The following is a 26,784-nucleotide window of genomic DNA, read 5'->3' on the forward strand; positions in this document are numbered from 1 at the left end:
GAAACGGCGGGATGACGGGCGGGTGACGGCTGCATGACAGTCCGGCCCTGTGGCTGCTTGACCACGCCCGGCGGCGGGCGTATGCAGACGTCCGTGGCGCTTTGTTACCGGATTGCGGGCCACGTTAAACAAGCCGCTAAAGAGGTGAAGGGCATGGCCCCGGCACCTTTGGTATGCCGGGGTTTTTTATTGGCCGGAGGGCCGGAACGATGACCAGGGACTGGAAGACACGCACGCGATCGGTGCACGAGGGCAGCCGCCGCAGCCAGTATGGCGAGATGGCCGAGGCGATCTTCCTGACCCAGGGCTTCGTCTATCCCACCGCCGAGGCCGCCGAGGCGCGGTTCGTCAAGGCGGGCGAGGACGAGTTCATCTATGCCCGCTACGGCAACCCCACGACGCGGATGTTCGAGGACCGCATCGCCGCTCTGGAGGGGACCGAGGACGCCTTTGCCACCGCAAGCGGCATGGCGGCGGTCAGTGGCGCGCTGATGTCGCTGGTGCGGGCGGGGGACCATGTTGTCAGCTCTCGTGCGCTGTTCGGGTCCTGCCTTTATGTGCTGGAGGAGGTGCTGCAGAAGTTCGGGGTGCGCGTGACCTTTGTCGATGGTGCCGACCTGGACCAGTGGCGCGCGGCGGTGACACCGGGGACGAAGGCGGTCTTCTTCGAATCCATGTCGAACCCGACGCTGGAGCTGGTGGACATCCGCGCGGTCTCCGAGATCGCCCACAGGGCCGGGGCGCTGGTGATCTGCGACAATGTCTTTGCCACGCCGATCTTTTCCCGCGCGGTCGAGCAGGGTGCGGATGTGGTGGTCTATTCCACGACCAAGCACATCGACGGCCAGGGCCGGGCGCTGGGGGGGGTCGTCTGCGGCACGCGCGATTACGTGCGCAAGGTGCTGGAACCCTACATGAAGCACACCGGCGGCTCGATGAGCCCGTTCACCGCCTGGATGCATCTGAATGGCCTGGCGACGCTGGACCTGCGCTGCCGGGCGATGGCGGCTTCGGCGCTGAAGATCGCCGAGGCGCTGTCGAGCTGGTCGCAGGTGGGCCGGGTGATCTATCCCGGGCTTGCCACGCATCCGCAGCACGCTCTGGCCATGGCGCAGATGGGCAACGGCGGGACGCTGGTGGCCTTCGAGGTGGCGGGCGGCAAGGAGGCGGCGTTCCGCTTCATGAACGCGCTGGAGATCGTCAAGATTTCCAACAACCTGGGCGATGCCAGGACGATCGCGACCCATTCCGCGACGACGACGCACCAGCGGCTGCCGCAAGAGCAGAAGGATGCCCTGGGGATCACTCCGGGGCTGATCCGGCTGTCGGTGGGGCTGGAGGACACGGACGACCTGATCGCCGACCTTGCACAGGCGCTGGGACGCCCCTGACGCAGAAAGTGCCCTTGCGGCAGGGTGAAAAACGGCTCATCATCTGCTTCTGCCCCGGACCAGGGTGATCCGGCGGCGGCTTTCCTGCGTAGAACTCTCCGGAAATTGACGGCCCGGCCACATGGCCCGCCCGAACCGAAAGGACCTGCCCCCATGAATATCCATACCCCCGAGATCGACCGCCTTCCCACGCGCGAAGAGGCCGAGGCGGCCCTGGCCGTCCTGCGGCAATGGGCGGGGAAGGTGTCGGACGAGGAAATCTCGCGGCTGGATTCGGCGGTGGGCTGGCTGGTGCCGGGGCAGGGCTATCCCGCCCTGTCGCGGGAGTATCCGGGCGGGTTCAGGGCCGATGCCGCCTATCGCAGCACGCTGCCCGATCTGCAGAACGGCCCCGCCAGCCTGATCCGGGGCGCGAAGTCGCGGATCCAGCATGTCGGCATCTCGAACTTCCGCCTGCCGATCCGCTATGCGACCCGCGACGGCGGCGCGCAGGTGCTGGAGACCAGCGTGACCGGCACGGTCAGCCTGGAAGCCGAGCAGAAGGGCATCAACATGAGCCGCATCATGCGGTCGTTCTATGCCCATGCCGAGCGCGAGTTTTCCTTCGGCGTGATCGAGGCGGCGCTGGACGACTACAAGGCCGACCTCGGGGCCTTCGACGCGCGCATCCAGCTGCGGCTGTCCTTCCCGATGCAGGTGACGTCGCTGCGTTCGGGCCTGAAGGGATGGCAGTATTACGACATCGCGCTGGAACTGGTCGAGGCGGCGGGGGTGCGCAAGCGGATCGTGCATCTGGACTATGTCTATTCCTCGACCTGCCCGTGCAGCCTGGAGCTGTCCGAACATGCCCGGATGACGCGCGGCCAGCTGGCGACGCCGCATTCGCAGCGGTCCGTCGCGCGGCTGTCGGTGGAACTGACCGGCGAGATGGCCTTTGAGGACCTGATCGACCTGGCCCGTTCGGCGGTCGTCACCGAGACGCAGGTCATGGTCAAGCGCGAGGACGAGCAGGCCTTTGCCGAGCTGAACGCCGCCAACCCGATCTTTGTCGAGGACGCGGCGCGGCTGTTCTGCGAGGCGCTGCGGGCCGACGCGCGTATCGGGGATTTCCGGGTGATCGCCAGCCACCAGGAAAGCCTGCACAGTCACGACGCGATCAGCCTTCTGACCGAGGGCGAGACCTTCGCCGCCGAAAGTCTGGACCCGCGCCTGTTCCAGGGTCTGATCCACGCGGGCTGACTGGTGGATTGACCAAAGGCGCGGGGCCGCGTAGCCATGCCCGACCATGGTTGACTTCCGCCCCGTCGCCTATGTCATCGGCCGCATCCTGATCGTGCTTGCGATCCTGATGCTGGCCCCCGCCATCGTTGACTGGCGCGCGGGGCTGGCCAATGGCTTTGCCTTCCTTGCCTCGGCCGCGCTGACCGGGGTGACAGGGGTGGCTCTGGCGCTGTCCACCGGCAATGCCCTGGGCCGGGCGCTGGATACTCGGCAGGCTTATCTTCTGACGGCGGGCATCTGGTTTGCCGTGCCCTTCTTCGGCGCGCTGCCGTTCTGGATCGGCGCGCCGGGGCTGAGCCTGCAACTGGCCTATTTCGAAGCCGTGTCCGGCATCACGACGACCGGGTCCTCGGTGATCTCGGGGCTGGCCGATCTGCCGCGGGGCATGATCCTGTGGCGGGGGATGCTGAACTGGCTGGGGGGCCTTGGGATCGCTTTCATCGCGATGATCTTCCTGCCGCTGATGCGGATCGGCGGGATGCAGTTCTTCCGCACCGAGGGCTTCGACACCTTCGGCAAGGTCCTGCCAAGGGCTACCGACATCGCCCAGCAGCTTTTGATCGTGTACCTGGTGCTCTCCGTGGCCACGATGACGGTCTATGCGATCCTGGGGATGCCCGCCTTCGATGCCGTGGTGCATGGCATGGCGACGGTGGCCACGGGAGGCTTTTCCAGCAAGGACGATTCCTTCACCGGCTACAGCGCCGCGATCCAGTATGCCTCGGCCCTGTTCATGTTCCTGGCCAGCCTGCCCTACATCCGCTTTGTTCAGCTTCTGAACGGATCCGTCCTGCCGCTGTGGCAGGATTCGCAGATCCGCGCCTACGCCCGCTGGTTGGCCATGGCGGTCGTCTCTGTCGCGCTTTGGCGCATCTGGACCACCAATACCGGGATGGAAGAGGCATTCCGGCAAAGCCTGTTCAACCTGACCTCGATCATGTCCTCGACCGGCTTCGGCACCGCCAGTTTCACGGGCTGGGGCGGGTTCATGCTGGTTGTGGCCTTCGTGATCGGGGTCATCGGGGCCTGTTCGGGGTCATCGGCGGCGGGGCTTTCGGTGTTCCGCGTGCAGCTTGTCATTGCCGTGCTGAAGCGTGAGGTGCGGCGGATCGGCAATCCCTCGACCATCGACCCGATCCGCTATCAGGGCCGCGTCGTGGAAGAGGACGTGCTGAACGCGCTGATCCTTTTCGTGTCCAGCTTCATCCTGATCCTGGGCGTGATGAGCGTGGCGATGACGCTGATGGGAGTCGATACCGTATCGGCTGTGTTCGCGGTCTGGACGTCGCTGGGAAATATCGGCTTCGGCTTCGGCCCCCTCGTCGAACGGACGGGCACCTTCATCGACTTTCCCCCCGGCGCCATCGCCATCATGACGCTGTGCATGATCCTGGGTCGCCTTGGGCTGCTTGCGATCCTCGTCATGGTGCTGCCCAGCTTCTGGCGGCGCTAGGGCCGGGCAGCGGGCGCGAGGCGGTCACTCCCAGCAGGAGACCAGCGCGGTCATGCCGGTGGCCCGATCCGACAGCGCGGCGGGGTCCAGCGGCGCCGTTTCGGTCGTCGGCGTGGTTGCAAGACCCGTCGGTGTCAGCAGCCGGGCGATCTCGGCCGCAGGCAGCGCAAAGGTCACGCCTGCGGGCAGCTGTCTGCCGCCTTGCGGCCGGGTGGCGGACAGAAGCATCCCCAGAACGCTGCCCGAGGCGTCCAGCACCGGGCCGCCGGCATCGCCGGGGAGCGACTGGAGCGCGAGGCGGTTGAGGGTAGTCTCGCCGTTCAGGCCGGTCAGGTCCTCCAGCGTGCCGAAGGTGATGACCGGGGCGGGCAGGCGGTCTTCGTAGGAATAGCCGGGCACGGCGACTTCGCTGCCCGGGCGCGAGGGGGCGGTGGCGAACCCTGCGACCGCGCGCGGGGCAAGCGCGGTCTTCGGGCGCAGGACAGCCAGCCCGCTGGCCCTGTCGGCCAAGGTGACGGTCGCTTCGGTCGCGCGGTCGATGGTGACGCGGGCGCATCCCTCGACCGCCTCGACCGTGGTCAGGACCGCGCCGTCGGGCGTTATGAAGAACCCGGTCCGGCTGAGACGGGGCTTGCGCAGCTCAAGCCCCGCCAGCAGTCCGGCGCGCGTTTCGGCGCCCATCGCCGCCATTCCGGGGTCCAGCACCCCATCGCCATCGGGACGGAAGCTGTCGCCGATCACCTTGAGGATGCGGGCATCGCGGGTCTCGTTGCCGGGGGTCGAGATCAGCATCCAGCCCTTGATCCGGTTGCCCTTGAGTTCGGCAAAGACCGTGGTGTCGACCTTGCCCGAGGTGCCGCGGATGCGGAACGAGCGGTCGCCCCGGTCGCGCGGGCCGTCCAGCGGCACCGAGTCGAGCGTCTGGAGCACGTCGTACAGTCCGTAAAGCGCCGCCTGGTCGCCGGGCTGCGAGATGAGGACGATGCGCGGCGCCGTTTCCGTCCGGGGGCGATAATGGACGAAGGGCGGTTCGTAGTGGTCGAACTCGACCAGGCCCAGCGGCAGGGTGACGGTGATGCCGGACTCCCGATCGGTGATCTCGGTGAAGCCGAAGGCGGAGATCTCGCCCTGCCAGGCGTCCAGAAGCGCGCGGCGCTGGCGGGACGTCAGGATTCCGGTCGGCTCCAGCCCCTGCGCCTCTTGCCAGGCGGCCATCGAATTGCGGGTGCCGGGGCCGAAGGCGCCGTCGATGGCGCTGTTGTAGAAGCCGAACCATTGCAGCGCGGTTTGCAGGTCGCGCCTCTCTTCCGGGGTCAGAAGCGCCTCGCTGTCGCGGGCCTGCTGGCGGTCCTCGTCGGGCGCAGCGACGGGGGCGGGCTCGGGCGTTTCGACCGCGGCGGCGATCTCGGCGGCAAGGTCGGTCGCCGGGGCGGGCCTGGGTGCAAGGGCCGCAGCACCGTCCTCGGGGAAGACCTGCTCGCCATAGCGCGAGCCGTCGTCGATGAAGCTGTCCGGGGGGATCTGCCGGTCGCGCCTCAGGGCGCCAAGGCGCTGGCGCGCCTCATCGGCCGGGTAGGGGCCAAGCGTGATGCCATACCAGCCCGAGCGGAGCCGGAACGCCGCCGTCTCGGGAAACCGCGCGGCATAGGCGCGGGCCCGGTCCAGGGCGGTGGCCATGTCGGGATGCGCCTCGACCTGCAACCAGACCCGGCCCTCCTGCGCGGCCGCCTGTTGCCCGGGGGCAAGGATCACGGCGGCGAACAGAAGGACAATCAACGCAAGCGGTCTGAACATGAACAGGTCCTGAAGGCGGTTTCCGGCTGGCGCCGACATTAGCCATGACGCGCGCGGCGACAAGGGCGAAACTCCCGGCCATCCGGTCACGATTGCGCCGGTCCTTATCGGAATTGACCCTGTGCGCCCCAGTGGATAGGGAAGGCGCGACTTTGCCTTTGTCCGGGTCCCCCCCATGTCCGACGCCACCACCACGCCGAAAAGCTTTCAGGAAATCATCCTGCGGTTGCAGACCTACTGGGCCGCGCAGGGCTGTGCCGTGCTGCAACCCTATGACATGGAAGTGGGCGCGGGCACCTTCCACCCCGCGACCACGCTGCGCAGCCTTGGCACGAAGCCCTGGGCCGCGGCCTATGTGCAGCCCTCGCGCCGCCCCACGGACGGCCGCTATGGCGAGAACCCCAACCGTCTGCAGCACTATTACCAGTATCAGGTCATCATCAAACCCTCGCCGCCGAACCTGCAGGACCTGTATCTGGGGTCGCTGGCGGCCATCGGGATCGACCTGGGCCTGCACGACATCCGCTTTGTCGAGGACGACTGGGAAAGCCCGACGCTGGGCGCCTGGGGCCTGGGCTGGGAGGTCTGGTGCGACGGGATGGAAGTCAGCCAGTTCACCTATTTCCAGCAGGTCGGCGGGCATGACTGCAAGCCGGTCTCTGGCGAGCTGACCTATGGCCTCGAACGGCTGGCGATGTACGTGATGGGCATCGATCATGTGATGGAGATGCCCTTCAACGACCCCGACAGCCCGATCCCGTTGAAATACGGCGACATCTTCCGCCAGACGGAAGAGGAATACAGCCGTCACAACTTCGACGGCGCCTCGACCGGGATGCTTTTGCAGCACTTCAAGGACGCCGAGGCAGAATGCGAACGACTGCTCGCTTTTGAACCGGAGGACCCGAAGTCCGGCAAGCGGATCATCATGGCGCATCCGGCCTATGACCAGACGATCAAGGCCAGCCACCTGTTCAACCTGCTGGACGCGCGGGGGGTGATCTCGGTCACCGAACGGCAGGCCTATATCGGACGGGTGCGGGCGCTGGCGAAGAAATGCGCCGATGCCTTCCGGCTGACCGAAGCGGGGGCGGACCTGTGAATGCGGGCAAGGTCATCGTGGGGGCCATCGTGATTGTCGCCGCCGTCGCGGGTGGTTTGCTGTGGTACACGGCCGAACGCGCCTTCTACCGGGACGTGGCCTTCACGCCGGGGCAGGAAATCCGTCTGGTGCCGCTGACCTCGGACCAGCCCGAGCCGATCGTGGTCGACACCATCCAGGGGATCGACGCGGACAGCTCTCCCATCAAGTTCCGCGCCTGTTTCACCACGCCCCTGTCGCTGGCCATGCTGACCGAGACCTATCGTCCCTATGAGGGCGCCGAGCCGCTGGTTGCGCCGCGCGGGTTCGACTGCTTTGACGCCGCTGCCATCGGCCGCGCGCTGGAAACCGGCGAGGCGCTGGCCTTTCTCTCGGAACGCAACATCCACCCCGGCGTCGACCGGGTGGTTGCCGTTTTCGGCGACGGGCGGGCCTATGCCTGGCAGCAGCTGAACGGGAGCCTTGCGGAATAGATGGCCGAGACCGAGGATCCTCTGCGGAAGCTCAGGCGCCGTCACAAGCGCGACCTGCGCCATGCGCGGGCCGCGGGGATGCTGGCGGGTGTCGCCTCGATGTTGCGGCCTGGGGATGTGGCGGTGGATTGCGGGGCGAACCGGGGGGATGTGACGGCGGTCCTTGCTGTCAGCGGGGCCGAGGTCCATGCCTTCGAGCCGGACCCCTACAACATCGAAAAGCCGACCGACCGCTTTGCCGGAGTGGCGAACGTGCATCTGCATGCCGCTGCCGTGGGGACCGAGGCGGGGACCCTCCGCCTGATGCGGGCCGCGAACTGGGAGGCGAACCCCGAGCTCGCTTCGGTCAAAAGCACCGTTGTCGCTGGCGGGCAGAACATCGCGGAAGGGCAGGGGATCGAGGTGGCGGTCGTCGATTTCCCGGCCTTCCTGCATGGGCTTGTGGCGGCGCATGGCCGGGTGGCCTTCGTCAAGATGGACATCGAGGGGGCCGAGCTGGACCTTCTGGCTGCAATGCTGGACCGGCGGGCATTCGACGACATCCAGCTGACGGTCGCCGAAACGCATGAACGCAAGTTCAAGGACCTGCGCCCCCGCTTTGCCGCGCTGCGCGAGGCCATCGCCGCCGCCTATCCGCCGTCCCGTGTGAACCTCGACTGGATCTAGGACCCCAACATGCCCGACTTGCTGATCGAACTCTTTTCCGAGGAAATCCCGGCCCGGATGCAGGGAAAGGCCCGCGAGGACCTGCGGAAGCTGGTGACCGACGGTCTGGTCGAGGCGGGCCTCACCTATGCCTCGGCGGGGGCCTTTTCCACGCCGCGCCGTCTGGTGCTGTCGGTCGAGGGGCTGACGGCGGAAAGCCGCCCGGTGCGGGAAGAGCGGAAGGGGCCCTCGGTGTCGGCCCCGGCGCAGGCGATCGAGGGGTTCCTGCGGTCGACGGGCCTGACGCTGGACCAGCTGGAACGCCGGGCCGACAGGAAGGGCGAGACCTTCTATGCCGTGGTGGAGCGCCCCGGTCGGGCGGCCTCGGAGATCGTGGCCGAGGTGCTGGAGACCACGATCCGCACTTTCCCCTGGCCGAAGTCGATGCGCTGGGGCTCGGGCAGCTTGCGCTGGGTGCGGCCGTTGCAGTCGATCCTGTGCATCCTGTCCGATGAGGGCGGCGCGCATGTGGTGCCCTTGTCGGTGGACGGGATCGAGGCGGGCAACACGACCGAGGGCCACCGTTTCATGGGGATCGGGCGGTTCACCGTGACGGGCTTCGACGATTATGTGGTGAAGCTGAAGCGCGCGAAAGTGGTGCTGGACAGCGCGGAACGCGAGGCCGCGATCTGGCAGGGCGCGCAGAACCTGGCCTTTGCCGCCGGGATGGAGGTCGTGCCCGACCCGGGCCTTCTGACCGAGGTCGCGGGGCTGGTGGAATGGCCGGTCCCCCTGATGGGCCGGATTTCCGACGATTTCCTCGGCCTGCCGCCGGAGGTGTTGCAGACCTCGATGAAGGAGCATCAGAAGTTCTTTTCCGTGAAGAACCCCCGGACGGGCCGGATCGAGGGCTTCGTGACCGTCGCAAACATCGAGGCGGCGGATGGTGGCGAGGTGATCCTGAAGGGCAACCAGAAGGTGCTGGCCGCCCGGCTGTCGGATGCGAAATTCTTCTGGGAGAACGACTTGCGCGTGGCGAAGGCCGGGATGGGTGAGTGGGCCGAGGGGCTGAAGGCCGTGACCTTCCATGCGAAGCTTGGTAGCCAGGCGGAGCGGGTGGAGCGGATCGCGACGCTCGCGCGCGAGATTGCGCCGCTGGTCGGGGCGGATGCCGATGACGCCGAACGTGCGGCGCGGCTGGCGAAGCTGGACCTGCGGTCGGCGATGGTGGGCGAGTTCCCGGAATTGCAGGGGGTCATGGGGCGGTATTACGCGCTGGAGGCGTTGCAGGCAAACCCCGCCCCGGACTTGATCCGGGGCCTCGGGGAGGCAAGCGGAGGCCCCGGGTCAAGCCCGGGGCGGGTATCCGCGATTGCCGACGCCGCGCGCGACCACTGGCGCCCGAAGGGCGAGAGCGACGCGGTGCCCACTGAGCCGGTCTCGGTTGCCGTGGCGCTGGCCGACAAGATCGACACGCTGACCGGGTTCTGGGCGATCGACGAGAAGCCGACGGGGTCGAAGGACCCGTTTGCGCTGCGGCGGGCGGCGTTGGGGGTGATCCGGTTGGTGCTGGGGAATGGGGTGCGGATGCACCTTGTGCCAGTTGCTTCGGATCAAATGGACCTAGCGATTTTCGACGCAATCCAAGGCAAGTTTGCTGTTGGAGAACAACGAGACGCGCTTAAGAGAGCAAGGATGGCACTTGCTCACGCGCACTCAACTACAAACCTGAATCGAAACGCGATTGCCACGCTGCAAGCCGAAATCAAGAAGTTGGAAGATGCAGCTGCGAAGGCTGAGCTTGAGAGAGAAGTGGCTACAAGGTTTGGGCATCGAGACGACCAAACTTCAGACCTCCTCTCCTTCTTCCACGACCGCCTCAAGGTCTACCTCAGGGACCAGGGCATCCGGCACGACATCATCGATGCCTGCCTCGCCATGCCGGGGAATGACGACCTGACGCTGCTGGTGAAGCGAGCCGAGGCGCTGGCGGCGGTGATGAAGACCGAGGACGGGGCGAACCTGATCCAGGGCTACAAGCGCGCCGCCAATATCCTGGCGCAGGCCGAGGCGAAGGACGGCGTCGAATACTCCTTTGGTGCGGACCCGAAATTCGCCGAGACCGACGAGGAACGCGCGTTGTTCGCCGCCCTCGACCGGGCCGAGGCCGAGATCGCCCCCGCAATGCAGGCCGAGGATTTCCCGCGCGCCATGGCCGCGATGGCCACCCTCCGCGCGCCCATCGACGCCTTCTTCACCGCCGTCCAGGTGAACAGCGACAACGAGATCATCCGCCGCAACCGGCTGAACCTTCTGCACCGCATCCGCAAGGTCTGTTCCGGTGTGGCGGACCTCAGCCGGATCGAGGGCTGATACCGCCCAAAGATTCGTCACAGTGCTGACATGTCACGCTTGCGCGACAGGTCATTCGGGGTATGCTGCGGCCGAACATCAGGTGCTGCAGTGCAGAAACACGACCCCATCGCCGACTTCACGCAGATCTCGCCCTCGGCGCAGATCGCGGCGGCGTCGCATGGGTGGCGGGCAAAATGCCTGCAACGGCTGGTGCGGCTGGACCTGCCGGTGCCGAAATCCGTGGCGCTGCCCGCCTCGACAGTCCGGGCCATCGCCGCAGGCCATGCCGTGGACGCGCGCGGCATCCTGGACCATTTCGGCGACGGCCCCCTCATCAGCGTGCGCCCAAGCCCCGCCAACCCGGACTGGGGTGGCCCGGCGACGATCCTCAACATCGGGCTGAACGCCAAGCGTCACGCCCGCCTGGCCGAAACCCACGGCGAAGCGGCGGCGGATGCGCTGTATCTGCGCTTTGTGCAGGCCTATGCGATCCATGTGGCGCGGCTTGACCCCGAAGTCTTCGACGGGCTGAAGCCGGGGCCGGGCGCGTTGAAGGAGGCGCTGCGCCAATACGAGGTCGAGACCGACGAGCCCTTCCCGCAGGACGCTGCAAGGCAGCTGTCCGAAGTCCTCCGCAGCATGGCGCGGGCCTGGGAGGGGACATCGGCCCGCCTGCTCCGCCAGGCCAAGGGTGCGCCCGAAGAGGCGGCGCTGGGGCTGGTCGTGCAGGAGATGGCGCAAGGCATCGGGCAGGGGATTTCAGGCTCGGGCGTGATCCAGTTCGTCGATCCGGTCACCGGCCAGCCGCAGATCACCGGGCGCTATCTGGGCCAGAGCCAGGGCCGCGATGCGCTGAAGACGACCGAGGCGCTGTATCTGACACGCGACCCGCGCGGCCCGTCGCTGGAGGACGTGGCGCCCGACGTCTTTGCGACCCTGGTCGAATACGGGGCAATCTGCCGCGCCCGCCTGCGCGAGGAGATGCAGATCGAATTCACCGTGGAGGACGGCCGCCTGGCCGTGCTGGATGCGGTCAAGGTGCAACGCTCGGCCCGGGCAGGCCTGCGGATCGCGGTGGCGCTGGCCGAGGACGGGATCATCCGACGCGACGAGGCAGTGCTGCGGGTCGAACCGCGGGCCCTGTCGGAGCTTCTTCACCATCAGGTGGACCCTCGCGGGGACCGCGACGTGATCGCCCGGGGCATCGCGGCCTCGCCCGGGGCGGCGACGGGGATTCTGGTGTTCTCCTCCTCCGAGGCGCAGGCCGCAGCGGCGCGGGGCGAGGCCTGCATCCTGGTGCGCCGCGAGACCGCGCCCGAGGACATTCGCGGGATGCATTCGGCCGCAGCGGTGCTGACCGAACGCGGCGGCATGACCAGCCACGCGGCGGTGATCGCGCGCGGGCTTGGGCTGCCCTGTGTGGTGGGCGCGTCCGAAGTGCGGCTGGATGCCCGCGAAGGAAAGCTGACCACCGCCGATGGCCGCGTCTTCCGCGCGGGCGATGTGGTGACTCTGGACGGGACCAAGGGCGAGGCGCTGGCAGGTGCGGCGGAAATGCTGCCCCCTGCGCTGGACGACAGTTTCCGCCGGCTTCTGTCCTGGGCCGACGAGGTGCGCGACATCGGCGTTCGGGCCAATGCCGACACGCCCGCCGACGCCGAAACCGCGCGGAAGTTCGAGGCCGAGGGGATCGGGCTCTGCCGGACCGAACACATGTTCTTCGACGAGGACCGCCTTGTCGTCATGCGCGAGATGATCTTTGCCGACACGCCCGGCGACCGCGCGGCGGCGCTGGCGCGGCTGTTGCCGATGCAGCGGGCGGATTTCGTGCAGCTTTTTGAAATCATGCAGGGATTGCCGGTCTGCATCCGCCTGTTCGATCCGCCCCTGCACGAATTCCTGCCGTCCGACCGCGAGGGCCTGCGCGGGCTGGCCGAGGCGCTGGACCGGCCCCTGTCCGAAGTCACCCGCCGGGCCGAGGCGCTGACCGAGGTGAACCCGATGCTGGGCATGCGCGGGGTGCGGCTGGGCGTCGTGCTGCCGGAAATCTACGACATGCAGGCCCAGGCGATCTTCGAGGCGACGCTGGAATCCGCCCGCCGCGGTGCCCCCGTGGTGCCCGAGATCATGATCCCCCTCGTCAGCGCCCGGCGCGAGGTGGAGCTGGTCAAGACCCGCATCGACGCCGTGGCCGCGATGGTCCGCACCAAGGCCGGGGCCGGGTTCGACTACAAGCTGGGCGTGATGGTGGAAACCCCGCGCGCGGCGCTGCGGGCCGGAGAGATCGCCCAGCACGCGGCCTTCCTGTCCTTCGGCACCAACGACCTGACCCAGATGACCTACGGCCTGTCGCGCGACGACGCGGGGCGGTTCATGAACACCTATGTCCGGCTGGGTGTCTTCCCCGAGGACCCGTTCCACATCCTGGACATCGACGGGGTGGGCGAACTGCTTCACATCGGGGCGGAACGCGGCCGCAAGACTCGCAGCGACCTCACGCTTTCGATCTGCGGAGAGCATGGCGGCAACCCGGAATCCATCGACTTCTGCCGCCGCGCCGGGTTCGACTATGTCTCGTGTTCGCCCTACCGAGTGCCCATGGCCCGGCTTGCGGCGGCGCACCTGGCCCTGGCGGATCGTGGTAAAAACATTTAAAATCAGTTAATTGCAAGGCTTTCTTCGCGAATTTCCGCCTGTTTTTCGGCGGCATTTCGCTCATGCAGCATTGATTTTCGTTGCAATTCTGCAACAGTGCTGGACCCCCCGGATCGCTTCGCCTACCCCCCCGGCTGCTTGCCAAGGCGGGGAAACTTCCGCCGGGAAACAATGACGGAAGAGCAGAATGAAACGCAACCTGGCGACTCTTGCGCTGGTGACGGTCCTTGCGGCCGGCACCGCGACGGCGGATTCCAGCTGGAATACGGGCATGTTCGGGCTGATGGCCAGCCCGGCCTCCTTTGCCCTGAACCTTCGGCTGCTGCCTGCGCCGGACCTTGACGCGCCGGTGCCCGCCTCGGGGATGACCGAGGGGCTGACCGAGGATTGGCTGATGGCCCAGCCCAAGCCTACAGGCGACGCCGAATGGCAATGCCTGACCGAGGCGCTGTATTTCGAAGCGCGGGGCGAAAGCCTGGAGGGCCAGATTGCCGTGGCCGAAGTGATCCTGAACCGGGTCGACAGCCCGCTTTACCCCCGCACGGTCTGCGGCGTGGTCAGGCAGCGCGTGGGCGGTGACTGCCAGTTCTCCTATGTCTGCGCCGGTCGCAAGAAGATGCGCGAGGCCGACGCCGCCGATCTTGCCGGCCGCATCGCCCGGGCCATGCTGGACGGTGCCCCGCGTGTCCTGACCGCGGGCGCCACGCATTTCCACACTCGGGGCGTCAAGCCCAGCTGGTCCAGGCGCTTTGCCCGCACGGCGCGGATCGGCGACCATCTGTTCTACCGCCAGCCCGGCGCAAGCGGCTGATGTCGCCAATGGCGGCTTCCGTGACGCCTTCTCGCTTGGCCGCCGCGCGCCGCGTGCTATGAGGGGCCGAACGGCGGAGGACCCCAGATGAGCGATATCGACCTGGCATTCGCCCATCCGGAAGCCCGGGCCGAGGCCTCTGCCGGCGCGGCCATGCGGGACCGGATTTCCTTGCGCGACCATGTGGTCGAAGCCGACATCGGCGCCTTCCAGCAAGAGCGCGGCCACAAGCAGCGCCTGCGCTTCAACGTCGTCGTCGAAGTCCGCCCGGTGACCGAGCCGCTGGAGGATGACGTCGACCGCATCCTGTCCTACGACCGGATCACCGAAGCCATCGCGGCGGAACTGGCGGCGGAACGGCTGAACCTGCTTGAAACGCTGGCCGAAAGGGTGGCCGAGCGGATCCTGGCCGAGCCCGCCGCCATGCGGGTCTTCATCCGGATTGAAAAGCTGGATATCGGCCCCTATGCCCTGGGGGTGGAGATCGTGCGGTCCCGCGCCGAACGCCCGGTGCAGAGGACGGGGGAGGAGGGGCTGGAGGCGGTGCACCCGCTGGTCGTCTTCCTTGACAACGCGACGGTCCGGGCTGCCGATCTGTCCGCGCGGCTGGATGCGTTGCAGGCCGAGGGGCTGCCGCTGATCCTGACCGTGGGGCCGCCCGACCTGCCGCGTCCGGTGACCGGCCACAAGCCGACCCAGCGCCGCATCGACCTTCTGGCGATGGAGCAGAACGCCTGGGCGCTCGCCGCGCGGGATGCCCGCTGCGTGGTGGTGGCGACGCGGACCGAGATCGACTGGGCGATCAAGCGCGGCCAGTCGGTGGTCTGGGCGCCGTCGAAGCTGGTGCTGGATGCGGTGGACGGGCCGAAGGGCAGCGACCCGGTCGGCCTTGCGCTGTGGCTTGCGGAAACCATGTCGGCCGCGGCGCTGGTCGTTCACGGCGAGGTTGCAGTCCCGGCAGGAAGCCGCGTTCCGGTGCGGCGGGCCTGACGCTTCCCCCTTGAAAACCGGAGGGCGTTCGGCCACTCCGAACCCCATGGACTATTTCCGACCGATTGCGATGACCGATCCGGCGCGGCCACGGGACGCGTTGCCGCTGGCCGGTGGCTGGTGCTGGTTCGACCGGGTGGAGGTTCTGTCGCGCGCAGCCCCGGCCCGGATCATCGCGGCACATGAAGTGCCCGCGCCGGTCCTGCATAGGCTGACCGCCGCGCGGCCCGCCTTTGCCGGGCTGACCATGGACCGGCCAAGGCTGATGGGCATCCTGAACGTGACCCCGGACAGCTTTTCCGACGGCGGCCGCTTCCTTGGCGCCGAAGCCGCCGTGGCGCAGGCAACGGCCATGGCCATGGGCGCCGAGATCATCGACATCGGCGGCGAAAGCACCCGCCCCGGCGCGGTCGAGGTGCCCGTGGACGAGGAAATCGCCCGCACCGTCCCGGTGATCCGGGCGCTGCGCTCGGGCAGGCTTGCGGCGCCGCTCAGCATCGACACCCGCAAGGCCCCGGTGGCCCAGGCGGCGCTGGAGGCGGGGGCGACCATCGTCAATGACGTCTCGGCCTTCGACTTCGACCCCGCGCTCGGGCCTCTGGTTGCCCGCATGGCGGCGCCTGTCATCCTGATGCATGCCCAGGGCGTCCCGGCCACGATGCAGGACAACCCGCTCTATTCCGACGTGCTTCTGGACGTCTACGATGCGCTGGCCGCGCGGCTGGCCCGGGCCGAGGCCCTGGGCATCGACCGCGCCCGCATCGTGCTTGACCCCGGCATCGGCTTTGGCAAGACGCTGGAGCACAACCTGTCGCTGATCCGTGGCCTGTCGCTGTTCCACGGTCTCGGCTGTCCGATCCTGCTGGGAACCTCGCGCAAGCGGTTCATCGGCAGCATCGGACAGGCCCCCGATCCGCAGGACCGCGCGCCCGGCTCGATCGCCACCGCGCTGGCCGGCATCGCGCAGGGGGTGCAGATTGTCCGGGTGCACGACGTGCCCGAAACCCGCCAGGCCTTGTGGCTGTGGCAGGCGTTGAACACCGATCATCTGGAGACTGACACATGACGCGCAAGCTCTTTGGCACCGACGGCGTCCGGGGACGGGCGAACAGCTGGCCGATGACGGCGGAACTGGCGCTGAAGCTGGGGGCGGCGGCGGGGCGCTATTTCCGCCGCGACGGGTCGGCGGCGCACCGGGTGGTGATCGGCAAGGACACGCGGCTGTCGGGCTACATGCTGGAAAACGCGCTGACGGCGGGGTTCTGTTCGACGGGGATGAACGTGCTGCTGCTGGGCCCCGTGCCGACCCCGGCGGTGGGGTTCCTGACCAAGTCGATGCGGGCGGATGTCGGCGTGATGATCTCGGCCAGCCACAACCCGCATCAGGACAACGGGATCAAGTTCTTCGGGCCGGACGGGTTCAAGCTGTCGGATGCGGCCGAGGCCGAGATCGAGGCGATGATCGAGGGCGAGATCGCGCCCGCCAAACCGGAAACCATCGGTCGCGCCAAGCGGATCGACGACGGGCGCGGGCGGTATGAGGAGTTCGTGAAGACGAGCTTCCCCACGGGTCTGCGGCTGGACGGGCTGAAGGTCGTGGTCGATTGCGCGAACGGCGCGGCCTACCGGACGGCGCCCGAGGTGCTGTGGGAGCTGGGGGCCGAGGTGATCCCGATCGGGACCGCTCCGAACGGGACCAACATCAACGACCGCTGCGGGTCGACCCATACCGAAACGGCGGCGGCGGCGGTGGTGACCCATGGCGCGCATGTCGGGATCGCGCTGGATGGTGACGCTGACCGGATCATGATCATCGACGAGACCGGGCAGGTCGCCGACGGCGATCAGATCATGGCGCTGCTTGCCGCCCGCTGGGCCGAGGAGGGGCGGTTGCAGGGCGGGGCGCTGGTGGCCACGGTGATGTCGAACCTGGGGCTGGAGCGGTTCCTGCAAGAGCGCGGCCTGCGGCTGGAACGGACGGCGGTGGGCGACCGCTATGTGGTGGAACGGATGCGGGAGGGAGGCTTCAATCTGGGAGGCGAGCAGTCGGGGCACATCGTGATGACCGACTATGCGACCACGGGCGACGGGCTGGTGGCCGGCTTGCAGTTCCTGGCCGAGATGGTCCGCACCGGGCGGCCCGCGTCCGAGCTGACCCGCAGCTTCGAGACGGTCCCGCAGATGCTGAAGAACGTCCGCTTCACCGCTGGGGCGCAGCCTTTGGACGTGCCCGCGGTGCAGGCGGTGATCCGGGCCTCGGAGGCGCGGATCGAGGGGCTGGGGCGCATCCTGATCCGGAAATCGGGGACCGAACCGCTGATCCGGGTCATGGCGGAATGCGAGGACGAGGCGCTGCTGGCCGCCGTGGTGGACGAGATCGTGGGGGCGGTGGAAGCCGCGGTCTGATCGCGGCTGTCCACGCGTGGCCAGTTTTTCCATCGTTTGATTTCAAGCACTTGGCCGTGGGCATTTACCGAACGGTAACTTTGCCCCGGCGCAGCCTTCAGCGCGTGTCGGTCCGACTTTGCAAAGGAAAGGTGGTCGGGGCGGAGGGATTCGAACTCTCGACCTACGGTACCCAAAACCGTCGCGCTACCAGGCTGCGCTACGCCCCGACTGCGGACCGTTTAGCGGGATCGGTCGGGAATGAAAAGCCTTCCTGTTCGCCGCCGCATGGCGCCTTCGGGTGGAAAACGGAAGACCAGCGGTCGCGGCGGCAGGCAGGGCCGGACGGGTCGGGCAGGGCCTGGCCATCCCGGCGACCTTGGCCCGCAAGACTGCGCAGGGCCGACGGCTAGGGGTCGCAGGGCCAGGCGGCGGTTGCGGCCGGGATCGCCGGATGGCGCAGGACGGCGCCGGGAGCGATCCCCAGCTTTCCCGCGAGGCCGCCATTGATTTCCAGCACGAACATCACGCCGTCGCCGCCGTCGATCGGGGTCAGGTCGCCGGGGATCGCATTGGCATGGACCCGCGTCACGGTTCCGGTCGCATCGGCAAAGATCATGTCGAGCGGGATCAGCGTGTTCTTCATCCAGAAGCTGGCCTGACGTGGCGACTCGTAGACGAACAGCATCCCCTGCGACAACGGCATCGTCTTGCGGAACATCAGCCCCCGGGCCCGTTCGGCGGTGTCGTCGGCCACTTCGACGACAAAGTTCTCGCGCCCCTCTGGCCAGCGGATGTCGATCCGGCCGGGCGAGCAGGCGGCGTCGGCCCAGGCGCTGCCCGGGACAAGCAGCAGGACCAGCGCAAGGGCACGGCGCAGTCCGGTCACGATTTCGTCCGGTTGGCGGCTTCCCATGACACGACCTGCACCGCCATCCGCCCGCGACGACCTTCGATGATCCGCAGGGCCACGGCCTCGCCCGCGGTCAGGTCGGCAAAGCCCGACACCCGCAGCACCTCGGCATGGACGAAGACATCCTCGGCGCGGCCGAAGACATTGGCAAAGCCGAAGCCCTTGCCCTTGTCGTACCATTTGACCCGGGCAGGCTCGAGCGGCAAGAGAAGGATGTCTTCGCCGACCATCTGGGCCGCATCCTCGCCGAACGCGAGGGCGGTGCCTTCGGGCGGTTCAATGCCAAGCACCTCCACAGCCTGGACACCCCTTTGGGTGCGCTGGATACGCACGTCGATCCCGGCGCCATCGGCGACCGAGCCCTGGCCGAAGTTCCGAAGAACATTGGCGTGCAACAATATGTCCGCATCCGTCTGATCGGAAACGATGAAACCGAAACCCTTGGATGGATCAAACCACTTAACCCGACCATGCACGATCTGCATGACCTCTTCTTTATCCGTCATCGACAGAGCCTTCTCCCCAGAATGAGCCCCCAGCCGCACAGATGGCGGAAATCGTCGGCCGGGATCAAGGGCAATTCAACAACCGGTTAGTAAAAACTGACCCAAAGGTTTGAACTCACGGGTTCAGACGCGTGATCTCCCAGGGTTTCGTCGGGTCAGTTCTGCGCCACCTGAAACGGTCATGCAACCGGAATGCTCCGTCGGCCCAGAACTCGATCTCGACCGGATGGATGCGGAAGCCGCCCCAGTAGGGCGGGCGGGGCGGATTCGGGCCTTTGGCGATGGCCATCTTTGCCGCCTCGGCCAACAGCGCCTCGCGCGAGCTGAGCGGCTGCGACTGCTGGCTGGCCCAGGCGCCAAGGCGCGATTTCAGGCTGCGGCTGGCGAAATAGGCATCCGCCTTTGGGCCATCCTCGCGCGTCACGCTGCCCCGCACCCGGATCTGGCGGCGCAGCGACTTCCAGTGCAGCACGAAAGCCGCCTTGCCCGAGGCTGCGATCTCCTGCCCCTTGGCCGAGCCGTAATTGGTGTAGAAGACGAAGGCGTCCGCCTCGATTTCCTTGAGCAGGACCATGCGGACGTTGGGCATGCCTTCGGGATCGACCGTGGCCAGAGCGATGGCATTGGGGTCGTTCGGCTCTGACGCCTCGGCCTCGGTCAGCCAGGCGCGCGCGATCGCGAACGGGTCGCTGCCTGCGAAAATGCCGGTCCGGTCCATGGATACTCCTTCAGGTGTGCAGTCGGGGGACGCTTGCCGCAGGCGGAGGACCTGCCTTGAAGGAAGGCCGCGCTTCGCCTACACGTCGGTGTCAACGAAAAGTGGGCGAGGGGCCGGGAATGTCAACTGGACTGATGCAGGGCAAACGCGGGCTGATCATGGGCCTTGCCAACGACAAGTCGATTGCCTGGGGCATCGCGCAGGCGGTGGCGGCGCAGGGGGCGGAGCTGGCGTTTTCCTATCAGGGCGAGCAGCTGAAAAAGCGGGTGGAGCCCCTGGCGGAAAGCCTGGGCGTGCCGAAGCTGTTCGAGTGCGACGTGGCCAGCGACGCCAGCATCGACGCGCTGTTTGCGGCGCTGAAGGCCGAGTGGGGGCAGCTGGACTTTCTGGTCCACGCCATCGGGTTCGCCGACAAGAACGAGCTGCGCGGCCGCTATGTGGACACCAGCCGCGCGGGGTTCGCGCTGGCGATGGACATCTCGGTCTATTCCTTCACGGCCGTCTGTCAGCGCGCGGCGGCGATGATGCCCGCCGGGGGCAGCCTGCTGACGCTGACCTATTACGGGGCCGAGAAGGTCATGCCGCATTACAACGTGATGGGCGTGGCGAAGGCGGGGCTGGAGGCCTCGGTCAAGTATCTGGCCGAGGATCTGGGCAAGGATGGTATCCGCGTCAATGCGATCAGCGCCGGGCCGATCAAGACGCTGGCGGCCAGCGGGATCGGCGATTTCCGCTATATCATGAAGTGGAACGAACTGAACTCGCCCCTGCGGCGCAACGTGACGCAGGAAGAGGTCGGCAAGGCGGCGCTGTATCTGTTGTCCGATCTGGGCAGCGGGACCACGGGCGAGAACCTGCATGTCGATGCGGGCTATCATGTGGTCGGCATGAAGGCGATAGAGGCGCCGGACATCGACCTGGTGACGGGCCGGAAGGACGGCGGGCCATGACGCTTGCGGGCTTTTCGGTCTTTGTCGGGCTGGTGCTGTTCGCCGTGATCTCTCCCGGACCGGCGGTGCTGATGTCGGCGCGCACTGGCCTTGGCGAAGGGTTCCGCACCGGGGTGATGCTGGCGCTTGGCATTGCCTGCGGGGCGGTGATCTGGGCCCTGGCGGCGATGTTCGGGCTGCACCTGATCTTCGACGCGGTGCCCTCGCTGCTCTGGGCGCTGAAGATCGGCGGGGCGGCCTATCTGATGTGGATGGCCTGGCACCTGTGGCGCGACGCGAAAGCGCCGTTCATCGCCGAGGACACCCGGCCCGTGCCGCGCTCCTCCCTTGGCGCGTTCCGGCTGGGGCTGTGGACCAACCTGTCGAATCCGAAGGCCGTGGTGATGTATTCCTCGATCTTCCTGGGCACGATCGGCCCCGGCACCCCGGTCTGGGTGCTGGCCTGCCTGATCGCGGTCATCCTGGTCGCCGAGACCGCCTGGAACAGCCTTGTCGCCCGCATCTTCTCGATGGACCGCACGCGGGCGGCCTATATCAGTCTGAAAACCGTGATCGACCGCTGCTTCGGGGCCGCGCTGGCCCTGCTGGGCGTGAAGATCGTCGCCACCTGAGAGGTAAAGTCCGATGCCCGCCGAACGCCTGCCGCACGAAAAGGGGTTTCACGTCAGTTGGGACCAGATCCATCGCGATGCCCGGGCGCTGGCCTGGCGGCTGGACGGCAAGGGACCGGGCGAGGGGGGGACCTGGAAGGCCGTGGTCGGGATCACGCGCGGCGGGCTGGTGCCTGCGATGATCGTCAGCCGCGAGCTGGACATCCGGGTCGTCGATTCCATCAGCGTGAAGTCCTATCATTCCGGCGGCGGCAAGGCCGACCAGCGCCGCGAGGCGCAGGTCATCAAGGCGCCGAACCCGGACGTGATGGGCGATGGCTCGGGCGTGCTGATCGTCGATGACCTGGTCGACAGCGGCAAGACGCTGGAGCTGATCCGCAAGATGTATCCGCGCGCGCATTTCGCCTGCGTCTACGCCAAGCCCGAGGGCGAAAAGCAGGCCGACACCTATATTACCAGCGTCAGCCAGGACACCTGGATCTTCTTCCCCTGGGACATGGCGCTGCAATATGTCCAGCCGATGCGCGGGGCGGACTGACGCCCGATGTTGCGCCAGAGCCGTGACCGGCTGCTGCATTGGCTGTTCGAGATCAGCCTTGCGATCAAGGGGCTGCTGACCTTTTCCGAGGCGCTGGCTGGGCTTGGGCTTTTGCTGACCCCGAACCGGCTGGTTGCCCGTTTCGTCTATTGGGTCACGCATTTCGAGATTGCCGAGGACCCGACCGACACGCTGGCGACCTGGACCCTGCGGGCCATGCAGCAGTTCCCGGTGCCGACGCAGCATTTCTACGCGCTGTACCTTCTGGCGCATGGCGGCTTGAAGCTGACCATGGTGCTTTTGCTGTGGCGCAAGGTGGTCTGGGCCTATCCGGCGTCGATGGGGGTTCTGGCTGGGTTCGTGGCCTACCAGCTTTACGAGTTCGTCCATGCCGGATCGCCCTTCCTTCTTGTGCTGGCAGTATTCGATCTGGTGATGATCGGTCTTGTCTGGCAGGAATGGCGGGCGCTGCGCGTGCGGAGTGCCGCCGCCTGAGATCACCGGAAGGACGCCTGCAATGACCCTGCCCCTGAACCCCGCCTTTGCCGCGACCGAACCCCCCCCGGTGATGGAGGCGCGGCGCTGGATCGCGGGGGTCAGCTTTCCCGCCGACCAGCCGCTCATCAATGTCAGCCAGGCGGCGCCGGTGGACAGCCCGCCTTTGAGCCTGCGTCAGGCGCTGGCCGAGGCGGCGCTGAACGATCCGCAGGCGCATCTTTACGGCCCGGTCCTGGGCCTGACCGCCCTGCGCGAGGAGATCGCTGCCCAATGGTCGGCCAGCTATGGCGGGTCCGTATCGCCGTCTCAGGTGGCGATCACCCAGGGCTGCAACCAGGCCTTCTGCACGGTGATGGCGACGCTGGCAGGCGCGGGCGACGAGGTGATCCTGCCGACGCCGTGGTATTTCAATCACAAGATGTGGCTTGACATGGCCGCGGTCAGGACGGTGCCGCTGGACACCGGGCCGACGCTGATCCCTTCGGCCGAGGCGGCGGCGCGGCTTGTCACCGACCGGACGCGCGCCATCGTGCTGGTCAGCCCGAACAACCCCGGCGGCGTGGAATATCCGGCCGAGACGCTGGCCGCTTTCCGCGACCTCTGCCGCGCGCGGGGCCTTGCGCTGATCGTGGACGAGACCTACCGCGATTTCGACAGCCGGTCGGGGGCGCCGCATGACCTGTTCGCCGACCCGGACTGGGCCGATACGCTGATCCAGCTTTACAGCTTTTCCAAGGCCTACCGGCTGACCGGGCACCGGGTGGGTGCCATCGTCGCCAGCGAGGCACGGCTGGCCGAGGTGGAGAAGTTCCTCGACACCGTGGCGATCTGCCCCAGCCAGCTGGGCCAGATCGGGGCCTTGTGGGGGATGCGCAACCTGGGCCAGTGGGTCGCGGGCGAACGCGACGAAATCCTCGCCCGCCGCGCCGCGATGGTGGAAGGGTTCAAGTCGCTGCCGGATTGGACGCTTCTGGGCTGTGGCGCATACTTCGCCTATGTCGAGCATCCCTTCGCCATGGCCTCGGACGTGCTGTGCAAGCGGCTGGTGACCGAGGCCTCGCTTTTGATGCTGCCGGGGACGATGTTCCAGCCCGAAGGGTCAGAGGCCGGCAAGCGCCAGATCCGCATCGCCTTTGCCAATGTGGACACCAAGGGCATTGCCGAGGTGATCCGCAGGCTGGCGGCGTTCCGGCCCTGACAGAGCCGTGACCCGCCTGCGGGCCGCATGATCTTGACCTTGCCCCCCACGGGCCTTCCCACTATTCACCTGATCGAACCATCCCGAAGGCAGAGCCATGGCCAAGACCCCGACCGAAGAAGGCAAACGTCCCCGCGGCAAGGCGCAGGAAGCGGCGGTCTGGGTGCTGCTGGGCATGCTGGTCCTGGGCCTTGGCGGCTTTGGCGTGACCAGCTTTTCGGGCGGGGTGAAGAAAGTCGGCAGCGTCGGCGAGATCGACATCGGCACGGACGACTATGCCCGGGCCCTGCAACAGCAGATCGCCGCCCTGTCGCAGCAGTTCGGCAAGCAGCTGACGCTGCAAGAGGCGCGCGCGCTGGGGATCGACCAGCAGGTGCTGCAATCGGTCATCGCCCGCGCCGCGCTTGACAACGAAGCGCGCCGGATCGGCATTTCCGTGGGCGACGCGGTCGTGGCGACCGAGTTGATGGGGATGGACAGCTTCAAGGGCGCCTCGGGCAGCTTTGACCGCGAGGCCTACCGCTATACGCTGAACCGCAACAATCTGACCGAGGCCCAGTTCGAGGCCGACCTGCGCCGCGACATGAGCCGCGAGCTGTTGCAGGGCGCGGTGGCCGGTGGCTTTGTCGCGCCGAAGGCGATGATCGACACGATCTATGCCTGGGCCGGCGAACGACGCGGGTTTTCCATGTTGCGGCTGACCGAGGCCGATCTGCCCGCACCGCTGGCCACGCCGACCGAGGCCGAGCTGAAGGCGCATTACGATGCGCATATCGACCGTTTCACCAGGCCCGAAGCCAAGCGGATCAGCTATGCGGCGCTCTTGCCCGAGGCGATTGCCAAGGATCAGCCGGTGGACGAGGCGATGCTGAAGGATCTCTATCAGAAGCGGATCGCCGAATTCGTGATCCCCGAACGCCGGATCGTCGAACGGCTGGTCTATCCCGATCAGGCGGCGGCAGATGCGGCGCGGGCCGAACTGGACGGCGGCAAGGCCTTTGACGCTCTGGTGGCCGAGCGGGGCCTGACGCTGGACGACATCGACCAGGGCGATGTCACCAAGGCCGAACTGGGCAGCGCGGGCGAGGCGGTCTTTGCCGCAGCCGAGGGCGATGTGGTCGGCCCGCTGGCAACCGATCTTGGCCCGGCGCTGTTCCGGGTGGTGTCGGTTCTGGCCGCCGAGGAAACCACCTTCGAGGAAGCCCGCGACACGCTGGCCATCGAGTTCCAGACCGATGCCGCCCGGCGCCTGATCGCGGCCAAGGTCGAAGAGATCGACGATCTTCTGGCCGGTGGGGCGACGCTGGAAGACCTGGCCAAGGAGACCGGGATGCAGCTTGCGACGCTGGACTTCGTCCCCGGTCGGCAGGGCGACGCGGCGATCGAGGGCTACCCCGCCTTCCGCAAGGCGGCCGAGGAGGTGAAGGCCGGGGATTTCTCCGAGGCGATCGTGCTGGAGGACGGCGGGGTCGTCGCGCTGCGGCTGGACGAGATCGTGCCCGCAGCGCCGATCCCGTTCGATGAGGCGCGGGATCAGGTGGCCGAGGACTGGCGCAAGGAGGCGCTGGCCAAGGCGCTGTCGGCCCGCGCGATCGAGGTCAAGGCAGCGGTCGAAGGCGGCGCCTCGCTGGGCAGCTTCGGCATCGTCGATGTGACGCCCGAGATCGCGCGCAACGGCTTTGTCGAGAATGTGCCCGATACGCTTTTGCCGGAGGTCTTCCGGATGGCCGAAGGCGCGGTCCAGGTGGTCGAGGGCCCGGATTTCATTGCGGTCGTGCAGCTTGACCGGATCCTGCCCGCCCCGACCGAGGGCGAGGATGCCCAGGCGATGCAGGAGGCTCTGGCCGAACAGGCGCGGAAGGCCATCGCCAGCGACGCCTTTGCCGCCTTCACGACTGCGCTGACCGCCGAGGCCGGGATCACGCTGGATCAGGCCGCGATCAACGCCGTCCACGCGAGCCTGCCCTGATGCAGCTGTCGCCGGGTTTTGCCGAATTCGAGGCGGGCTGGACCGCCGGGAAGAACCAGATCGTCTGGGCGCGGCTGGCGGCCGATCTGGACACGCCGGTCAGCCTGATGCTGAAGCTGGGCGATGCGCGCGCCGACACGTTCATGCTGGAATCGGTGACCGGCGGCGAGGTGCGCGGGCGCTATTCCATCGTCGGCATGAAGCCCGACCTTGTCTGGCAATGCCGCGGCACGCGGGCCTTCATCAACCGCGAGGCGCGGTTCGACCGGCAGGCCTTCACCGATCTGCCCGACCACCCCTTGCAGACCCTGCGCGACCTTCTGGCCGAATGCCGGATCGAGATGCCCGAAGGCCTGCCCGCCGTCGCGGCGGGGCTGTTCGGCTATCTCGGCTATGACATGATCCGGCTGGTCGAACATCTGCCGGACGTGAACCCCGACCCCCTGGGCCTGCCCGATGCCGAACTGATCCGGCCCTCGGTGGTGGCGGTGCTGGATGGCGTGAAGGGCGAGGTGACGGTGGTCGCGCCTGCCTGGGTCGCCTCGGGCCTCTCTGCCCGCGCGGCCTATGCGCAGGCCGCCGAACGGGTGATGGATGCGCTGCGCGATCTGGACCGCGCCCCTTCGGCCGCGCGCGACCTGGGCGAGAGCGCGCCGGTGGGTCCCGCGACCTCGAACTTCACGCACGAGGGCTACAAGGCCGCGGTCGAGAAGGCCAAGGAGTATATCCGCGCGGGTGATATCTTCCAGGTCGTACCCTCGCAACGCTGGGCGCAGAAGTTCACCCTGCCGCCCTTCGCCCTTTATCGCTCGCTGCGGCGCACCAATCCGTCGCCCTTCATGTTCTTCTTCAACTTCGGCGGCTTTCAGGTGATCGGCGCGAGCCCCGAAATCCTGGTCCGTCTGCGCGACGGCGAAGTCACCGTCCGCCCCATCGCCGGCACCCGCAAGCGCGGCGCCACGCCCGAGGAGGACCGCGCGCTGGAGGCGGACCTTCTGGCCGATCCCAAGGAACGGGCCGAGCATCTGATGCTTCTCGACCTCGGCCGCAACGACGTGGGCCGGGTGGCAAAGGTCGGCACCGTGCGCCCGACCGAAACCTTCGTCATCGAACGCTACAGCCATGTCATGCACATCGTGTCGAATGTGGTGGGCGAGATCGCGGAGGGCGAGGATGCCCTGTCGGCCCTTCTTGCGGGCCTGCCCGCAGGCACCGTCTCGGGCGCGCCGAAGGTCCGCGCGATGGAGATCATCGACGAGCTGGAGCCCGAAAAGCGCGGGGTCTATGGTGGCGGGGTCGGATATTTCGCCGCCAATGGCGAGATGGACTTCTGCATCGCCTTGCGCACGGCGGTGCTGAAGGACGAGACGCTGTATATCCAGGCCGGGGGTGGGGTGGTCTTCGACAGCGACCCCGAGGCCGAGTATCAGGAAACCGTCAACAAATCCAACGCCTTGCGCCGCGCGGCCGAGGATGCGGGACGCTTTGCCGGACGTGGGAACGGCTGACGGGACTCCTCGTCCGCCTTCGGCTCCGCCTCGGCAGGCG

Annotated in this window: 23 protein-coding genes, 1 tRNA gene and 1 riboswitch; of the genes, 19 read left to right on the forward strand and 5 right to left on the reverse strand. The window is 67.5% G+C overall.

The genetic code is table 11. The annotated features are described in order from the left end of the window. Window positions 1-83: 83 nt before the first annotated feature. A riboswitch (SAM riboswitch) is annotated at window positions 84-161 on the forward strand. A 48-nt stretch (window positions 162-209) separates the two neighbouring features. The 3 genes from metZ to D5084_RS11500 all read left to right on the forward strand — a co-directional run bounded on the left by metZ (window position 210) and on the right by D5084_RS11500 (window position 4,125). Continuing rightward, window positions 210-1,391 carry an O-succinylhomoserine sulfhydrylase gene (metZ, locus tag D5084_RS11490; protein WP_128515632.1) on the forward strand — a complete coding sequence of 394 codons (1,182 nt, stop codon included), beginning with the start codon at window positions 210-212 and terminating at the stop codon, window positions 1,389-1,391. A 153-nt stretch (window positions 1,392-1,544) separates the two neighbouring features. Beyond that, entirely contained in the window at window positions 1,545-2,630 is a 1,086-nt protein-coding gene (folE2, locus tag D5084_RS11495) for a GTP cyclohydrolase FolE2 (protein WP_128515633.1), read from the forward strand. A 46-nt stretch (window positions 2,631-2,676) separates the two neighbouring features. Beyond that, a complete protein-coding gene (locus D5084_RS11500) occupies window positions 2,677-4,125 on the forward strand; it encodes a TrkH family potassium uptake protein (RefSeq protein ID WP_128515634.1) in 1,449 nt (482 codons plus the stop codon). Window positions 4,126-4,149: 24 nt separating this feature from the next. On the opposite strand, the gene D5084_RS11505 is transcribed toward D5084_RS11500, so the two are convergent. Continuing rightward, on the reverse strand, window positions 4,150-5,919 hold the full coding sequence (locus D5084_RS11505; protein ID WP_128515635.1) for a serine protease: 1,770 nt from the start codon (window positions 5,917-5,919) through the stop codon (window positions 4,150-4,152). Between the two features lie 175 nt (window positions 5,920-6,094). On the opposite strand from D5084_RS11505, the gene D5084_RS11510 reads away from it, so the two are divergent. The 9 genes from D5084_RS11510 to glmM all read left to right on the forward strand — a co-directional run bounded on the left by D5084_RS11510 (window position 6,095) and on the right by glmM (window position 17,356). Further along, a complete protein-coding gene (locus D5084_RS11510; protein ID WP_128515636.1) occupies window positions 6,095-7,021 on the forward strand; it encodes a glycine--tRNA ligase subunit alpha in 927 nt (308 codons plus the stop codon). Continuing rightward, window positions 7,018-7,494 (forward strand): DUF6446 family protein, encoded by a 477-nt coding sequence (locus D5084_RS11515; protein ID WP_238382617.1) that lies wholly within the window; start codon window positions 7,018-7,020, stop codon window positions 7,492-7,494. The genes D5084_RS11510 and D5084_RS11515 overlap by 4 nt, the downstream gene beginning before the upstream one ends. Next, window positions 7,495-8,160: an FkbM family methyltransferase gene (locus tag D5084_RS11520; RefSeq protein ID WP_128515638.1), complete on the forward strand. Its 666-nt coding sequence runs from the start codon at window positions 7,495-7,497 to the stop codon at window positions 8,158-8,160. Window positions 8,161-8,169: 9 nt separating this feature from the next. After that, a complete protein-coding gene (gene glyS, locus D5084_RS11525) occupies window positions 8,170-10,512 on the forward strand; it encodes a glycine--tRNA ligase subunit beta (protein ID WP_128515639.1) in 2,343 nt (780 codons plus the stop codon). Between the two features lie 90 nt (window positions 10,513-10,602). After that, a complete protein-coding gene (locus D5084_RS11530) occupies window positions 10,603-13,149 on the forward strand; it encodes a putative PEP-binding protein (protein ID WP_128515640.1) in 2,547 nt (848 codons plus the stop codon). Between the two features lie 187 nt (window positions 13,150-13,336). Further along, window positions 13,337-13,960, forward strand: coding sequence for a cell wall hydrolase (locus D5084_RS11535; protein ID WP_238382619.1), 624 nt, complete (start codon window positions 13,337-13,339; stop codon window positions 13,958-13,960). A gap of 87 nt (window positions 13,961-14,047) precedes the next feature. Continuing rightward, window positions 14,048-14,950, forward strand: coding sequence for a dihydroneopterin aldolase (locus D5084_RS11540; RefSeq protein ID WP_128515641.1), 903 nt, complete (start codon window positions 14,048-14,050; stop codon window positions 14,948-14,950). Window positions 14,951-14,996: 46 nt separating this feature from the next. Continuing rightward, complete coding sequence (gene folP / locus D5084_RS11545; protein ID WP_128515642.1) at window positions 14,997-16,016, forward strand: dihydropteroate synthase; 1,020 nt, start codon at window positions 14,997-14,999, stop codon at window positions 16,014-16,016. Then, window positions 16,013-17,356 (forward strand): phosphoglucosamine mutase, encoded by a 1,344-nt coding sequence (glmM, locus tag D5084_RS11550; protein WP_128515643.1) that lies wholly within the window; start codon window positions 16,013-16,015, stop codon window positions 17,354-17,356. The genes folP and glmM overlap by 4 nt, the downstream gene beginning before the upstream one ends. A gap of 132 nt (window positions 17,357-17,488) precedes the next feature. On the opposite strand, the gene D5084_RS11555 is transcribed toward glmM, so the two are convergent. From D5084_RS11555 to pdxH, 4 genes are all read right to left on the reverse strand, one after another. Then, window positions 17,489-17,565 (reverse strand) — tRNA-Pro (locus D5084_RS11555). Between the two features lie 179 nt (window positions 17,566-17,744). Continuing rightward, complete coding sequence (locus D5084_RS11560) at window positions 17,745-18,251, reverse strand: DUF192 domain-containing protein (protein WP_128515644.1); 507 nt, start codon at window positions 18,249-18,251, stop codon at window positions 17,745-17,747. After that, entirely contained in the window at window positions 18,221-18,754 is a 534-nt protein-coding gene (locus D5084_RS11565) for a cold-shock protein (RefSeq protein ID WP_128515645.1), read from the reverse strand. The genes D5084_RS11560 and D5084_RS11565 overlap by 31 nt, the downstream gene beginning before the upstream one ends. Before the next feature lie 115 nt (window positions 18,755-18,869). Beyond that, a complete protein-coding gene (gene pdxH / locus D5084_RS11570) occupies window positions 18,870-19,472 on the reverse strand; it encodes a pyridoxamine 5'-phosphate oxidase (protein WP_128515646.1) in 603 nt (200 codons plus the stop codon). A 119-nt stretch (window positions 19,473-19,591) separates the two neighbouring features. Here pdxH and fabI point away from each other — a divergent pair, with 119 nt between their 5' ends. From fabI to trpE, 7 genes are all read left to right on the forward strand, one after another. After that, window positions 19,592-20,422 carry an enoyl-ACP reductase FabI gene (fabI, locus tag D5084_RS11575; RefSeq protein ID WP_128515647.1) on the forward strand — a complete coding sequence of 277 codons (831 nt, stop codon included), beginning with the start codon at window positions 19,592-19,594 and terminating at the stop codon, window positions 20,420-20,422. Further along, window positions 20,419-21,033, forward strand: a complete 615-nt coding sequence (locus D5084_RS11580) for a LysE family translocator (RefSeq protein ID WP_128515648.1) — start codon at window positions 20,419-20,421, stop codon at window positions 21,031-21,033. Before fabI ends, D5084_RS11580 begins: the two co-directional genes overlap by 4 nt. Window positions 21,034-21,046: 13 nt before the next feature. Continuing rightward, complete coding sequence (gpt, locus tag D5084_RS11585; RefSeq protein WP_128515649.1) at window positions 21,047-21,571, forward strand: xanthine phosphoribosyltransferase; 525 nt, start codon at window positions 21,047-21,049, stop codon at window positions 21,569-21,571. Between the two features lie 6 nt (window positions 21,572-21,577). Next, complete coding sequence (locus tag D5084_RS11590) at window positions 21,578-22,066, forward strand: DUF2127 domain-containing protein (protein WP_128515650.1); 489 nt, start codon at window positions 21,578-21,580, stop codon at window positions 22,064-22,066. Between the two features lie 22 nt (window positions 22,067-22,088). Further along, a complete protein-coding gene (locus D5084_RS11595) occupies window positions 22,089-23,267 on the forward strand; it encodes an aminotransferase (protein WP_128515651.1) in 1,179 nt (392 codons plus the stop codon). 97 nt (window positions 23,268-23,364) lie between these two features. Continuing rightward, the gene (locus tag D5084_RS11600) at window positions 23,365-25,236 is read left to right on the forward strand and encodes a peptidylprolyl isomerase (RefSeq protein WP_128515652.1); all 1,872 of its coding nucleotides are present in this window, start codon (window positions 23,365-23,367) and stop codon (window positions 25,234-25,236) included. Beyond that, a complete protein-coding gene (gene trpE / locus D5084_RS11605) occupies window positions 25,236-26,744 on the forward strand; it encodes an anthranilate synthase component I (RefSeq protein WP_128515653.1) in 1,509 nt (502 codons plus the stop codon). The genes D5084_RS11600 and trpE overlap by 1 nt, the downstream gene beginning before the upstream one ends. Window positions 26,745-26,784: the final 40 nt, after the last annotated feature.

It is taken from the genome of Tabrizicola thermarum (assembly GCF_003574395.1).
Classification (GTDB): domain Bacteria; phylum Pseudomonadota; class Alphaproteobacteria; order Rhodobacterales; family Rhodobacteraceae; genus Tabrizicola; species Tabrizicola thermarum.